Source organism: Shewanella donghaensis, assembly GCF_007567505.1.
In the GTDB taxonomy this organism is placed as follows: Bacteria; Pseudomonadota; Gammaproteobacteria; order Enterobacterales; family Shewanellaceae; genus Shewanella; species Shewanella donghaensis.
Map to the genome: position 1 here is coordinate 966089 of NZ_CP041783.1, position 15796 is coordinate 981884.

A 15796-nucleotide genomic window follows, 5' to 3' on the forward strand; every position below is an offset into this window, starting at 1 on the left:
CCCTGAAATAAGCACGTTCAGGTAATAGAATATAATAACTATGTCTCGTCACGAACGAGTAAAATCAAATAGAGGCTCAAAATGATTATTGGTATCCCTACTGAAATCAAAAACCATGAATACCGTGTAGGTATGGTTCCTTCAAGCGTTCGCGAATTAACGATTAAAGGCCATGATGTATTTGTTCAATCTAATGCAGGTATGGGCATTGGTTTTACTAACCAAGATTATTTAAATGTTGGTGCCGCTATTTTAGAAACTGCGGAAGAAGTGTTTGCACAATCAGACATGATTGTGAAAGTAAAAGAACCACAAGCTGTTGAACGTGCAATGCTACGTGAAGACCAAATCTTATTCACATATTTACACCTTGCACCTGACATGCCACAGACTGAAGACTTGCTAAAAAGTAAGGCTGTTTGTATCGCTTATGAAACCGTAACTGATGACCGTGGTGGCCTGCCATTACTCGCTCCAATGTCAGAAGTTGCTGGCCGTATGTCTATCCAAGCAGGTGCTCGCGCACTGGAAAAATCATTGGGTGGACGTGGTATGTTACTGGGTGGCGTACCCGGTGTTGAACCAGCTAAAGTTGTCATCATTGGCGGCGGTATGGTTGGTACTAATGCAGCGCAGATGGCAGTAGGCATGGGCGCTGACGTTGTTGTACTTGATCGAAGCATTGATGCATTACGTCGTCTTAATGTTCAATTTGGTTCAGCAGTTAAAGCAATTTATTCAACTGCTGATGCTATCGAACGTCATGTGATAGAAGCTGATTTAGTCATCGGTGGTGTACTGGTTCCTGGTGCTGCTGCGCCTAAACTTGTCACTCGCGATATGATTACTCGTATGAAGCCAGGCAGTGCCATTGTTGATGTTGCAATTGACCAAGGTGGTTGTGTTGAAACGTCTTATGCAACGACTCACCAAGACCCAACTTATATCATCGATGATGTGGTTCATTACTGTGTTGCGAACATGCCAGGCGCGGTTGCTCGCACCTCTACATTTGCACTTAATAATGCAACGCTTCCATACATTATCAAGCTGGCAAACTTGGGTTATAAGTCTGCATTACTTCAAGATAAACACTTACTAAATGGCCTAAATGCTATTCATGGAAAGTTAGTTTGTAAGGAAGTAGCTGAAGCTTTAGAGCTTGAATTTACAGAACCAAAAAGCATGTTAAATTAAGCTGCAAGCATAATTTATACATACTAACAGCCGCTCAATGAGCGGCTTTTTTGTATCAAAAATCAAATGAGACAATTTGTATCAGTAGGCTATTTTTCACACTAAAACCAGTTTTTGATTGTTTTTCACTCAGCAAAATCCAATAAAAACCTGCTACAGCTACAAGACTGCCGACTACACTCAATTTTACAAACATATTTCACAAAACCGCTACACCCCTTTATAAGTATGGGCTTCAGCTTATTTGTCAGCTATATTCGCAAAAACTAATATTGATTTTTATCCAAAAGAATTTTATGCTGTTTAACTTTTTTATACTGGTGTTTATGACTATTGGATAAATCAGTAAAACACTCTACAATTTAGACATATTAATCTCATTAATCAGTGTCTAAAATATGTGGATTCAAAAGAGTATTACCTTAAAAGCAAGGCCACGAGGGTTTCATTTAATTACTGATGAAATTCTGTTTCAGCTACCAGAATTATCGAATTTTGACGTTGGCTTGGTGCACATATTATTGCAACACACCTCAGCTTCAATCACTGTTAATGAAAATGCAGATCCTAGTGTAAGACAAGACTTTGAATCATACTTTAATCGAGTGGCAGCTGAGAATGAGCCCTATTATATTCATACATACGAAGGCAGCGACGATATGCCGGCTCATTTAAAAGCCAGTTTACTTGGTTGTGAATTAACGCTACCTATATCTCAAGGTCAATTAGCGTTGGGGATCTGGCAAGGCATTTATCTAGGTGAACATCGCAATCATGGTGGTAGTAGGCAATTGCTGATTACGTTGAATGGTGAGTGATTTTGATGATTGCTAATATAATTAGCAGCTGATGCTAACTCAGTACTTAACGCATTTATTAACCTGCTTTATTGCGCTTGTTGCTCAAGTAGTTTAATAAATTGGCTTTTAGGCATTGGTTTGTAATAATAATACCCCTGAATGGCATCAACATGATTACTTTTGACAAAGTCTAACTGGGCTTCAGTTTCAACACCTTCCGCCGTTACTGACAAATCTAGCGCTTTACTCATGCTCGCAATCGCTTCAACTAACGCGCGGTGACGAGGGCCTTGTTCAATTTTTTGAATGAAGGCTTTGTCGATTTTAATTTGATCCACTGGGAAATTAGCAAGGTAAGATAACGACGAGTAACCTGTACCAAAATCATCTACCGATATTTTAATGCCCCACTCTCTTAATCGGGTCAATAATATCTCCACGTTTTCAAATTGATCCATCATCAGAGACTCTGTTATTTCGAGGGTCAACAAATGTAATGGGCAACCTGATAGTGATTTAGAATGCCGGCTTTCTTCAAAAAACTGAATGAACTGTTGCTGTAAGTCATCAGTTAAAAACTCACAGGTAGAGACATTGACGGATAAGGCAATTGGCTTGCCAAGTTCTAAATATTCTTTCAGCATAGTGAGTGCCTGATGGCGCACCCATTTTCCAATTGAAACGATGAGTCCCGACTTCTCTGCAATGGGAATAAACTCCTCTGGAGAAATAAACTCACCATTTAAATTCCAACGCAATAACATCTCAGCAGATTTCACTTTACCCGAATCGGCCGAGACAATAGGTTGATAATATATTTCGAATGCCTCTTCAGAGATAGCTTTATTCATCTCCATTTGTAAGAAAGCTGTGCGTTCAGCACTTTGTTGCATGCTTTGATTAAAGAATTGATAACCATTACGACCTTTTAACTTGGCGTCATGCATTGCCTGACTGGCACAATTAATTAATGACTCGACCACGGTAGCATCTTCCGGATAGCGAGAAATACCAATACTCATGGTTGCATGGATACTATTGTTATTAATGGTGTATGTGTCGCTTACTGCTTGGTTTATATCTCTAGCGATGTCGCTAAGCTCTGAGGCAGTTAGTTTACCGGGTAGAAAGACACCAAACTCATCCCCAGCTATTCGTGCAAAAGTACTGTTTTGTGGAAATAAATGATTTAGTCTAAGGGCAACTTCAATCAGTAAATTATCACCACTCTCATGCCCTAAACTGTCATTTATTTGTTTAAAGTTATCGATATCCATCAATAAAACCTGACACGTTGCATGGCCTTTCTTTTCTTTCTCATGTTGCCATACATAATCATAAATTTTATCTAAAAAATAACGTCTGTTGGATAAACGCGTTAACGCATCATGGTTTGCTTGAAAGTGAATCAGCTTGTTAGCATCTTTATGATCGCTGATATCTGTAATTAGCCATGAGAAACAGTTTTGCTCAGCGTGATAATCTCTAAATGTGGTGACAGTGACTTCTGCATCAAAGGTTTGCCCATTATCTTTTAGGCCAACTAACTCCCCTTGCCATGTATTACCCCGTTGGATATTTTTGAACAAAGAAGACAAATCAGAAGGTTCTGAAGCAGCAAAAAACGTTCTCGCATCAAACAAATCCGCACCAGCCGTGTAATCCTGTGTAATGGTTTTGAACATGGGATTAACGAATAAAATAGATTTGGATTCGTTAGAAATAAGTAAACCCATAGGCAATTTACTGAATATTTTGCTGGTTAAACGCTGGAGGTGCAGTCCTTGACTGCGTTCAATAGATAAACTGGCTAAACGAGCTGCTTCTTGTATAAGCTCAAGGTCGAGGGCTGAAGGAGATTTCTTAGTATCATAATACATGGCAAAAGTACCCAGTACTTCACCTTCTGAATCAATGATAGGTTCTGACCAACAGGCTTTTAAACCTGCTTTTAACGGTAACTCTTTATACAATGCCCAGTTTGGGTGGGTCGCTATATCTTCAACAATTTGTCGCTTGCCTGTCGCAGCTGCTGCGCCACATGAGCCTACCTCTGGGCCTATCTCTACCCCATGAATGGCTTGGTTATACTCTTCGGGTAAACTGGGCGCGGCACCTGTTAATAGTCGTTTTTTATCATTACTAATTAACAACACGGAGGCTTTAGTACCAATTTTTTGGGCTTCAATAGATAAAACAAGGGAGTGGAGAATTTCACCAAGTGGGGAGCCTGCCAACACCATAGAAAGTATTTGGCTATAGCGTTCATTACTCGTTGAACGATGCGTTAACACCTCAAAGTTTTCAGAGTCTGACGTAAAACACTGCCCGCTATCCATAAACGTCCTTGTAATAATGTTCATTGATACTTTATAACTACTTAGTATAGAAGATTATTCACAATCCGGGACAAATGCAACAAATCCGTCACAGTTATTTTTGCTAATTTGTAAGTGTTGACCATCATTACAATTTAAAAAACTAGAATTAACCACTCTAACTATTCATATGTTCTGCAAAATAAAAAAAAGCAGCTTAGTCTTCTGACTAAACTGCTTTTTATAATGGAATAAATTTAGAACAATGGCGCTAAACTTCGCTTATGCGTTCCATTCTGGCAAGGTAAAAACCATCAAAACCATGTTCAGCCACTAAAATTGACTCATCATCAATTAATTTAAAATGTGGATTAGCCACTAGAAAAGCATCCACTTGATTTCTGTTTTCATCAGGGAGAATTGAACAAGTCGCATAAACTAACATGCCACCGACTTTTACCATGCGGCTGTAGCTTTGAAGAATATCTTTCTGTAATTGAATCAATACCGGTAATCTTTCAGCAGTATCGCGCCACTTGGTATCAGGGTTTCGCTTTAACACGCCCAAACCAGAACAAGGCACATCCAGTAACACTCTATCAGCGGTTAACTTTAAACGCTTAATGGTTTTACTGCTGGCAATGATACGGGTTTCAACATTGTGTGCGCCCGCTCTTCTTGCTCTAATTTTTAGATTGTCTAATTTCCATTGCTCAACGTCCATGGCAAGTAAACGACCTTTACCTTCCATTTGTGCAGCAAGATGAAGGGTTTTTCCACCCGCCCCCGCACATGCATCAACAACACGCATGCCAGGTTTAGCATCAACCGCTGCAGAAACAAGTTGAGAGCCTGCATCTTGTTGTTCAAAAAAACCATTTTTAAATGAGTCTGTTTTGAATAAAGCAGAATCTGAACGGATTTCTAAGGCACTTTCAACCCCTTCCACATCCGCTGTTGCCACTAATTCTTTAGTCAATCTTTGTTTCAACTCTTCGCGAGTACCTTTAAGACTATTGGTACGGATATAGCGTTTTGGCGCCATAGTCAGAGCGGCTCTTTCTGCTGGCCATTTTTCGCCTAATTGAGCCGAACCAATTTCATCTAACCATTCAGGACAACCGTCCCATAATGCAGGCTGTGCTTTTGCAAGTTCGATACGTTCTGCAAGCTGAGCACTATCAACTTGTAAAGAATACTCCATCTTAGGTAATTCAAGATCATGGAATAAATGCCAACCGTTTAATAACTTTGAACCAGTACGTTCGACATCATCTGGATTGATATCGACGATGAAACAATACAAGTTTAAACGACGCAGAATATCACCAGTAACTTGGGTGATTCTTGCTAGCTCCGCAGGGGGATATTGCATTCCTGAAAAGTTATGTGAATATGCGCGATCTAAAGGTTTTCCTTCAGTTAGCACCATAGTCAGCACATTAATGACAAGTTCAGATGAACTGCCTGAGAGCGGGTAAGTTAGCATTGGGGGATCTCGACGAGTTATGAAAATAAGATAAATCTGAAAGCGGATGGATCATAGGAGCTAACTGTATTTTAAGCAAGTATTGATTGTTATAATTTGGGGTTCAAATAGTAAAAAGGCAGCCAAATGGCTGCCTCATAAAATACACAAACTGAAAGATTACATTTTAGAACCTTTCGCCCCGTAGAATATGATGAATACATAACACACCACGGGCAAAATAAACGCAGGCTGAATACCCATATTATCGGCCATAACACCTTGAAGTAATGGAATGATTGCACCACCCACAATAGCTAGGCACAGAAAACCACTGCCTTGTGAAGTATGGGGACCTAGATCTCTTAAAGCTAAACTAAAAATAGTTGGAAACATAATTGAGTTAAACAAACCCACAGCCAAAATTGCCCACATGGCGACTTCGCCACTGGTGTTCATCGCCACCAGCACTAATGCTCCAGCCATAAAACCATTAAAAGCTAACATAGTCCCTGCTGGGATTTTTTGCATAACAGCAGAACCAATGAAGCGCCCAATCATGGCTCCAGCCCAGTAGTAAGTGATATATTTAGCCGCATCGGCTTCTTGTAAACCTACAATGTGTTCTTCCCCTAAGAAGTTCACTAAAAAGCTACCGATTGACACTTCTGCGCCAACATAAACAAAAATACCTACAGCGCCTAATACTAAATGCATGCTTTGAAGCGCACTGGTTTTACCCTTGTATTCAACTACTCCGTCTGTTTCAACTGCAGTGTGAGATTGAATAACGGGTAGTTTAAGTTGAGAAAAAATAACGGCTAATACCGCTAGTGTGACCGATAAAAATAAATACGGCATTTTAACAACGTCAGCTTCTGCTTGTGCATGTGACAACTCACCAACTGCCCCAGTCGCAACTGATAGTATCAATACAGCCCCAAAATACGGTGCAACTGTCGTTCCTAATGCATTGAACGCTTGAGTTAAATTCAATCGGCTTGAAGCTGTGTCTTCTGAACCTAATGCATTTACATAAGGGTTCGCAGCCACTTGTAAAATAGTGATACCTGACGCTAGTACAAATAATGCCCCAAGAAATAAACCGTAAGTAGCTAATGCAGCAGCAGGATAAAATAAAGCACAACCTACGCTCGCAATCACTAGACCTGTGACAATACCTTTTTGATAACCAATTTTTTTAACGAGCTTACCTGCCGGCAGAGACACTAAAAAATAAGCCCCAAAGAAACAGAATTGAATCAGCATTGCTTCTGTATAGCTTAAGGAGAACACCGCTTTTAAATGCGGTATCAAAATATCATTGAGACAGGTAATAAAGCCCCACATGAAGAATAGCGATGTTAATGAAACCAATGCAAAGCGATAATTACCCTCTCCTGCATTGCTTACTGTTGTCGTTCCTGTAGGAATAGATGCAGCCATAATATGAATTCTCTTGTTATCGTTATTTTACCCAGCCAAATCAGAACAACAGCTGGAAGATGAATTTCTTTAGTGAATATTTTTTTAGTCAGTACAACTGAATAGATCATAAACTTAAAACAGCAACCATTTAGGTTGCTGTTTTAAGATGATGCTATCGAACAAGCGCAAAGAAACTGCCAAAAGCATTCAATGTTAATCTTGAGTCAGGCATAAGCTCACCTGAAACTAAACCATGCTCACCATTAACATTAATGATTTCATGTCCTGAGGTATCGAATGTATTCACTAAATTATCTAAGTTAAACACCACTAACATTTTTTCACTATCTAGCTGACGCACAAATGCCAAGACATTATTATCAACATCGATAAATTCAATTTCACCGACAACAAGTGAAGGAAATTGTTTGCGCCAATTTAAAAAATGTCGATAAGCGTGCAGGTTTGACTGTTTGTCTGCTTCTTGAACATCTACAGCAATCGCATTATGTTCAGCTGGGATGGGTAACCAAGCCTTACTACTTTCAGAAAATCCTGCTTGTCGATGACTTTTAACCCAAGGCATTGGTGTTCGACAGCCATCACGGCCTTTAAACATTGGCCAAAAAGCTATTCCGAATGGGTCTTGTAGTTCACTGAACGCGATTGGTGCTTCAGTCAGCCCCAATTCTTCACCTTGATAACTACACACACTTCCACGCAACGAAAACAACATAGCATTGAGCATTTTAACCATTGCTGGATTTGTTTCACCTTTGCCCCAACGTGTTGCCACTCGTTGCACATCATGATTACCAATCGCCCAACAAGGCCAACCGTCACCAATACTTGCTTCAAGTTCTTCAACCGTTTGTCGAATATAAGCGGCACTAAAATCATTGGTTAACAGTTCAAAGCTATAGGCCATATGTAAACGGTCATCACCTTGGGTATATTCAGCCATGGTGGCTAAAGAATCTTCTGACGACACTTCACCTAAGGTAACGGCACCTGGATACTTATTGATTAACGCCCGTAACTCTTCAATAAACCCAACTGTTTGTGGGCGGGTGTTATTATAGTAATGATACTGGTACGCATAAGGGTTATCTTCGCTGAAGCCTCGACCTTGACGTTGATCTTTTGGCTTAGCTGGATTATCCCGTAACTGTTCATCGTGATAACAAAAAGTAATCGCATCTAAACGGAAACCATCAACCCCTTTTTTCAACCAGAAATCGACATTTTCAAGTACTGCTGCGCGAACATCAGGATTATGAAAGTTTAAATCAGGCTGACTTTTTAGGAAGTTATGCAAGTAGTATTGCTGGCGACGAGGTTCCCACTCCCAAGCACAACCACCAAAAATTGCTAACCAATTGTTAGGTGCTGTACCGTCATCTTGTGGATCTGCCCATACATACCAATCTGATTTGTCGTTATCTCGGCTCAATTTACTTTGCTTAAACCAAGCGTGCTCATCTGATGTATGACTTAATACTTGATCAATGACTATTTTGATATTGAGCTTATGCGCCTTTTCAATGAGTTCATCAAAATCCTTCATTGTCCCAAACATAGGGTCAACATCGAGGTAATCACTGATGTCATAGCCAAAATCTTTCATTGGCGATTTGAAAAATGGTGAGATCCAAATTGCATCAACATTCAAACTGGCAATGTAATCTAGCTTGGTAATTATTCCTTGTAGATCACCTACTCCATCGCCATTGGAATCCATTAAGCTTCGTGGATATACCTGGTATATCACTCCACCCCGCCACCATGATAACTGACTCATTGCACGCCCTCTGTAATAAGAGAGTTAACGATATAGATACCTCGCCTATAGTTAACCCTATGTTGCGACCTAGTAACTGGCCGTCATTATTATTTAATTGACTCGAGGATACGTGAATAGTGAAATCAGGTTCAATAGAGCTGCATACGTATGCAAAGAAATAATACAACTTTCCAAAATGCGGAACAAACAGTAAAATACTAATATTCAACAACTTAAGAACGCATAACCCCCTCTTTAAGTTGTTAATTAAAAGTAAAAAAATGACCTCTTTTGGCTCATGCAAGCTTTGAATACGTATGCATAACGTTGTCGATGAAAGAATGCTAGGAGTAGTATCTTCACTGTTCCGTAACAAAACGGAAATACACCTCAGCGCTTATGCAGTCATTTAAGCAAGCTGAAGTAAAAATACTTATAAAGACTGTAATTATAAATAATAGAAGTCTAGTAGCTCGACCTTACATATAAAGGGCTACTGGCCATTCAGAAGGGGAAAGATGGATGTCGCTATTTAAACCAAGCTTACTAACGTTAGCAATGTTAGCTGCCAGTACAAGTATGTACGGCTATGCTGCAGAAGCAGAAGATGCTGTAACAGCAGATGAATCAATTGAAGTGCTACAAGTCACTGGTATTCGTCGCAGCTTACAAGAATCACAATCAATAAAAATGTCTTCTTCTTCAATCGTTGAGGCTATTTCTGCAGAAGACATCGGTAAATTACCCGATGTCAGTATCGCAGAATCTCTGGCGCGTCTGCCTGGCGTATCAGCACAGCGTCTTGATGGCCGTGCAAACGTCATTTCAATCCGTGGTATGGGCCCGGATTTTACGACAGCAACACTTAACGGTCGTGAACAAGCTTCAGTCAATGACAACCGCAGCGTAGAATTTGACCAATATCCTTCTGAATTATTAAACCGCGTTGTGGTATACAAAACACCTGATGCTACCGTTATGGCACAAGCCATTGGTGGTACAGTCGATATGCAAACCATTAGCCCCCTTACCCATGGCGAACAAACTTTCGCCATCGGTTTACGTGGCGAAATGAATGACCTTGGCGCACTAAATAGCGGTTCAGAAGACACTGGCTACCGTGGCAGCATTTCTTATATTGACCAATTTGCTGATGACACTATTGGTATTGCACTGGGTTATGCTCGTATGCTTTCTCCTAACCAGGAAGAACGCTGGCAGGCATGGGGTTACCCAGAAAACGCAGATGGTGTTAGTGTTTTAGGTGGCGCAAAACCATTTGTACGTTCATCAGAACTTGAGCGTGATGGTGTATTAGCTGTATTTGAATATGCTCCAAATGATTTCTATCAAACAAAAGTTGATCTTTACTACTCTAAATTTACTGATGACCAACGCTTACGTGGCATCGAAATTCCTGCAGCATGGGGTGCTAATGGCGGTGTAGAAGCCACCACTATCGAAGACGGCCTTGTTACTGAAGGTGTCATTCGCGGCGCTGAAGTTGTGGTGCGTAACGATGTTAATAAACGTGATGCCGAATCTATCTCTGTTGGCTGGAACAACAAATTTTTCTTAAATGATAACTGGAACATTGAAGCTGATGTTGCTTTATCAAAAGCTGAACGTACCGATATCGGTATGGAAAGCTATAGTGGCACAGGTCGTGGCACCGGTGTTGGCGCAGTTGATGATTTAGGTTTTGCTTATAATGGTGATGGTAGCTACAACTTTACTCACGGATTAGATTACTCAGATCCTAATGTGATTAAGCTTGGCGATCCACTTGGTTGGGGCAGCCCGCTGGGTGCTAACACTCAAGATGGTTTCATTAATAAACCAGAAATTGAAGATGAATTACAGTCTTTACGTTTAGCCGCTGAATACGTGTTTGATGACGGCGTAATTCGTAGCATTGAATTTGGTGTTAATTACACTGAGCGTGAAAAGTCAAAATTGGATAAAGGTTATTTCCTAACCCTTAAAGGTTATGACGGCACAGATCCTAACTATGTTATGACAGTCCCAGACGAGTATTTATTACGATCTACTTCTCTCGACTTCTTTGGTATGGGCGATGTATTAAGCTATGACTCTTTAGCTTTCTACAATGATGGTAATTACACTGAAACTGATGTTGCAGATGTCGATGCAAGCCGAGCAGTAAACTCATGGGATGTTACAGAAGAAGTGACTACCGCTTTTGTAATGGCAACAATAGATACCGATGTTTACGATATTCCTTTAACAGGTAATTTCGGTATTCAAGCCGTACAAACAGACCAAAGCTCTAACGGCACAGCGTCTACTCTTGAAAATGGTGAACTAGTAACCAACCCTAATTTTGACAGCGCGTCATACACTGAATGGTTGCCAAGCTTTAACTTAGGTTTCGAAGTTGCTGAAGGCCAAATGTTACGTGTATCTGCAGCGCGAACATTGACTCGTTCACGTATGGACCAAATGAATTCCAACATTGGTTACAGCTACGAAGCTAACCCAACTGATGGTGTTAATTGGTCAGGAAATGCGGGTAATACCCAACTTCGTCCATGGTTAGCCCGTCAATACGATATCAGCTATGAAAACTATTTCAGTGACCAAGGTTATTTCGCTTTAGCTGTATTCTATAAAGACCTAGAAAACTACACTTATAACCAAACTTCATTTATTGATTTCACTGATATTGTTCCACCAAATGATCCGAATGATAACCCAATTGGTCGATTTGAACAGTGGCAAAATGGAGATGGCGGTTATGTTCAAGGTATTGAAGCGTCATTCTCTATGGACTTTGGTATGTGGGCAGATGTCCTAGAAGGTTTCGGTACGGTATTAAGCGGCTCTTATAACGATAGTGAAGTTAAAGAAACGGCAGACAGCGATCCAACAACATTACCTGGTTTATCAGAGAAAACATTCAATGCGACTGTTTACTATGAAAATACTGGTTTTGAAGCGCGTATCAGTTCTCGCTACCGTAGTGACTTCTTAGGTGAAGTAACAGCAATCAGTTTAACCCGTCAAAATGTTAATGTTAAAGCTGAAACCGTAGTTGATGCTCAAATTGGTTATGACTTCTCTGAAAGTGGTGTTGATGCCCTTTATGGTTTATCAGTCATGTTCCAAGTGAGTAACTTAACCAATGAGCCATTCACTTCATACACTGGAGACGATGCTCGTCACGTACGTGATTACCAAAATTACGGCCGTAACTACATGTTAGGTGCGAACTACAAGTTCTAATCTATGCATGAATAATAAGCCTCTGTAACCTGTTACAGGGGCTTTTTTTACTTTACATCCACTAAAAATTTATCAAGGCGATTACTATGAATAACAAAAAAATAGAAGACATTGTAATTGTAGGTGGCGGTACATCCGGTTGGATGACTGCTGCTATGTTAGCTAAATTATTTAAGCATCAACTCAAGATTACCCTGGTTGAATCAGAAGATATTGGTACCATTGGTGTTGGTGAAGCCACCATCCCTCCTCTGCAAATTTTCAACAATGTACTAGGAATAAAAGAATCCGACTTTATCAAACAAACCCAAGCTACTTTCAAGCTGGGAATTGAGTTTGAAAACTGGGGCAACAACCAACAAAACTACATGCATGCTTTTGGAAACATCGGTAAAGATATTGGCTTTACCCAGTTTCATCATTACTGGAAAAAATCTAATCCTGCTGATGTAAAACAGTTCTGGGATTTTTCATTAAATTACCAAGCCGCAAAAAATAATAAATTCTCAATTATGGATCAAGTACAAGGCACGCCGCTGGCGGGAATTACCCACGCTTATCACTTTGACGCCAACCTTTACGCTAAGTTATTACGTCAGTACAGTGAAAACCTTTCAGTAAAACGTATTGAAGGTTTAATCACAACAACCGAACTTAGCGATGATGGCAGTATTGAGACAATAGGTTTAAAAAATGGCCAGTCGATTAAAGGTGACTTGTTTATTGATTGCTCTGGTTTTTCTGCATTATTAATCGAGAAACAGTTACAAGTAGGCTTTGAAAATTGGCAGCATTGGCTGCCTTGTGACAGTGCCTATGCGGTTCCTTGCGAGCGTGCCGAGGAATTAACCCCCTATACTCGTTCTATTGCCCATGATGCGGGTTGGCAATGGCGCATTCCTTTGCAGCACCGCACTGGTAATGGACTGGTTTATTGCAGTAAATATCTGTCAGACGAGAAAGCTAAATCATTATTGCTCGACAACCTTGATGGAAAAGCACTGGCTGAACCAAGAAAAATTAATTTTAAAACCGGACGCCGTGAACAGCAGTGGTATAAAAACTGTGTTGCAATCGGTTTATCAAGTGGATTTTTAGAGCCGCTAGAATCAACCAGCTTACATCTAGTCCAATCAGCCATTATTAGACTAACAAAGCTATTTCCACATAACGGCATTCAACAGGCAAATGTTGATGAGTTTAATCGCCAATCAAAGCTAGAATTTGAACAAATTCGAGACTTCATCATTCTGCATTACCATCTAAACCAGAAAGAAACACACAATGATTTATGGCAGCAGTGTCGAGACATGGATATCCCCCAAAGTCTCAAGCAAAAAATAGCCTTATTTGAACAAACGGGCACAGTAATGAGACAACAAGATGAGTTGTTTACAGAAGCTGCTTGGGTTCAAGTCATGCTAGGGCAAGGGATAATACCTAAAGATTACAACCCATTGGCAAACAGCATTCAAGATGCGGATTTAAGCGAATTTTTAGTGAATGTGAAACAAATCATTAATCGAGCAGTAAATACTATGCCATCTCATCAACAGTTTATAGATAAATTATAATCTAATAAAAGGTTAAGTAATGACGTTATTCAAACAATTTCCCGCACACTCACTGCTGATTAGTTTATTAATGAGCACATCAGCGCTTGCTGAAATCAATAATTTGTCTGTTGAGCCCGAATCATGGTGGGCGGGTATGCACAACAGCCAGTTGCAGCTGTTAGTTTATGGCGAAAATATCGCTGATTATGATATCCAATTAACACAATCGGTAGGTGTGACATTCAAAGGGATTAATCAATCAACCAGTCAAAACCATGTCTTTATCGATTTGGATTTAACCCATGCTAAACCACAAACCATCGAACTGAGTGTGTTTAACAATGGTAAGCTCACACAAACTATTGATTACCCAATTCAAGCACGAAAAGTAGGTTCAAGTCAGCGACAAGGCTTCTCAAATAAGGATGTTATTTATCTTATTACTCCAGATCGTTTTGTAAATGGCAATCCTGACAACGATAATCACCCAGACATGTTAGAAACAGCCAACCGCAGCGATAAAGATGGCCGCCATGGTGGTGACATTCTCGGTATTCGTAAATCACTACCCTACTTAAAAGATCTCGGTGTGACACAGTTATGGATAAACCCACTACTTGAAAACAACCAGGCGAAATACTCTTACCACGGTTATTCAACCACTGACTTTTATAAAATTGATCCTCGCTTTGGTAGTAACCAAGAATATAAGTCCCTTGTGGAAGAAGCGCAGCAGTTTGGCATTGGCATTATCAAAGATGTGATTGTTAATCATATGGGATCTGGCCATCGCTGGATGGCTGATTTTCCCACTAACACATGGATAAATGGTCAATCAAAATGGCAGCAATCTAATACTGACATTTTATATACCAGTCATCGCAGAACCACGGTACAAGATCCCTACTCGATGGCATCTGATACCGCTGACTTTGAAAATGGCTGGTTCACCGACACCATGCCAGATATGAATCAAAATGATGTGCTTATGGCAAATTATTTGATTCAGAATAGCATTTGGTGGGTTGAGTATGCAGGGCTTAGCGGTATTCGCGAAGATACCTACTCATATGCTGATAAGGCATTCTTAACAAAATGGTCAAAAGCCATCATGGACGAATACCCCAATTTTAATATTGTTGGTGAAGAGTGGAGTGCTAATCCCGTGACTGTGAGCTATTGGCAGGCTGGCAAACAAAATGCTGATGGCTATGTATCCTATTCCCCTAGCATGATGGACTTCCCACTTTATGAAGTGCTCATTTCAAGCTTAACTGATGAAGAAAGTTGGGGTAGCGGTCTTATTAACCTCTATGAAATGCTCGCCAATGATGTGGTTTATGCAAAACCTACTGATCTAGTGTTGTTTGAAGGAAATCATGATACAAACCGCTTATTCAGTCTAATGAACAATGACTTAGCCCTTTATAAAATGGCAATTGCCTATGTATTGACCAGTAATCGTATTCCACAGATTTTTTATGGTACTGAAGTCATCATGCAAAGCCCGACTAAAGACCGTAATGACGGTTTGGTACGAGGGGATTTACCTGGCGGTTTTGCTGAGAGTGGTTTTGATGGCGATAAAGTGAGTGTGTTCGACACCACTTCTTTGTCTGCTCAGCAACAAGATGCCCTTGCCTTCAATAAGGCCTTGTTAAACTATCGAAAAGACTCCTTAGCGATCCAACAAGGTGAACTTAAACACTTTGTACCCAAAGACGGAATTTATGTGCAAGCTCGCCAATTTACACAAACAGGTCAGAATGAAACCTTATTGGTTATCTACAATAAGAATGAGCAACAAATAAACCTCGATTTAGCCCGTTTTGAAGCCATTATTCAATCTCATATAAAACCATATAGTTCGGCAACAGATATTATTACACAACAAACGTATTCATTAGATAAACCCCTCACTTTAAAAGAAAAAGGTGTCACTATCTTATCGTTAGCTCATTAGAATCACCTGTTAAGAAAGACTTCACTAGTAAGAAATA

9 protein-coding genes are annotated in these 15796 nt (G+C 40.1%); 5 read left to right on the top strand and 4 right to left on the bottom strand.

The features are described from left to right. The first annotated feature begins 81 nt into the window (after positions 1–81). Positions 82–1197, top strand: coding sequence for an alanine dehydrogenase (ald, locus tag FPK91_RS04055; RefSeq protein WP_144208337.1), 1116 nt, complete (start codon positions 82–84; stop codon positions 1195–1197). A 398-nt stretch (positions 1198–1595) separates the two neighbouring features. Then, positions 1596–2015, top strand: coding sequence for a secondary thiamine-phosphate synthase enzyme YjbQ (locus tag FPK91_RS04060; protein ID WP_144208340.1), 420 nt, complete (start codon positions 1596–1598; stop codon positions 2013–2015). A gap of 68 nt (positions 2016–2083) precedes the next feature. Here the strand turns inward: FPK91_RS04060 and FPK91_RS04065 are convergent, their stop codons facing one another. The 4 genes from FPK91_RS04065 to FPK91_RS04080 all read right to left on the bottom strand — a co-directional run bounded on the left by FPK91_RS04065 (position 2084) and on the right by FPK91_RS04080 (position 9012). Then, positions 2084–4336 carry a sensor domain-containing phosphodiesterase gene (locus FPK91_RS04065; RefSeq protein ID WP_144208343.1) on the bottom strand — a complete coding sequence of 751 codons (2253 nt, stop codon included), beginning with the start codon at positions 4334–4336 and terminating at the stop codon, positions 2084–2086. Positions 4337–4586: 250 nt separating this feature from the next. Further along, positions 4587–5804: an RsmB/NOP family class I SAM-dependent RNA methyltransferase gene (locus FPK91_RS04070; RefSeq protein WP_144208346.1), complete on the bottom strand. Its 1218-nt coding sequence runs from the start codon at positions 5802–5804 to the stop codon at positions 4587–4589. 159 nt (positions 5805–5963) lie between these two features. Further along, positions 5964–7229: a sugar MFS transporter gene (locus FPK91_RS04075; RefSeq protein ID WP_144208349.1), complete on the bottom strand. Its 1266-nt coding sequence runs from the start codon at positions 7227–7229 to the stop codon at positions 5964–5966. Between the two features lie 154 nt (positions 7230–7383). After that, entirely contained in the window at positions 7384–9012 is a 1629-nt protein-coding gene (locus FPK91_RS04080) for an alpha-glucosidase (RefSeq protein WP_144208352.1), read from the bottom strand. 504 nt (positions 9013–9516) lie between these two features. Here FPK91_RS04080 and FPK91_RS04085 point away from each other — a divergent pair. The 3 genes from FPK91_RS04085 to FPK91_RS04095 all read left to right on the top strand — a co-directional run bounded on the left by FPK91_RS04085 (position 9517) and on the right by FPK91_RS04095 (position 15759). Next, positions 9517–12240: a TonB-dependent receptor gene (locus FPK91_RS04085; RefSeq protein WP_144208355.1), complete on the top strand. Its 2724-nt coding sequence runs from the start codon at positions 9517–9519 to the stop codon at positions 12238–12240. Between the two features lie 86 nt (positions 12241–12326). Further along, complete coding sequence (locus FPK91_RS04090) at positions 12327–13814, top strand: tryptophan halogenase family protein (RefSeq protein ID WP_144208358.1); 1488 nt, start codon at positions 12327–12329, stop codon at positions 13812–13814. Positions 13815–13833: 19 nt separating this feature from the next. Next, on the top strand, positions 13834–15759 hold the full coding sequence (locus FPK91_RS04095) for a glycoside hydrolase family 13 protein (RefSeq protein ID WP_144208361.1): 1926 nt from the start codon (positions 13834–13836) through the stop codon (positions 15757–15759). Positions 15760–15796 lie beyond the last annotated feature (37 nt).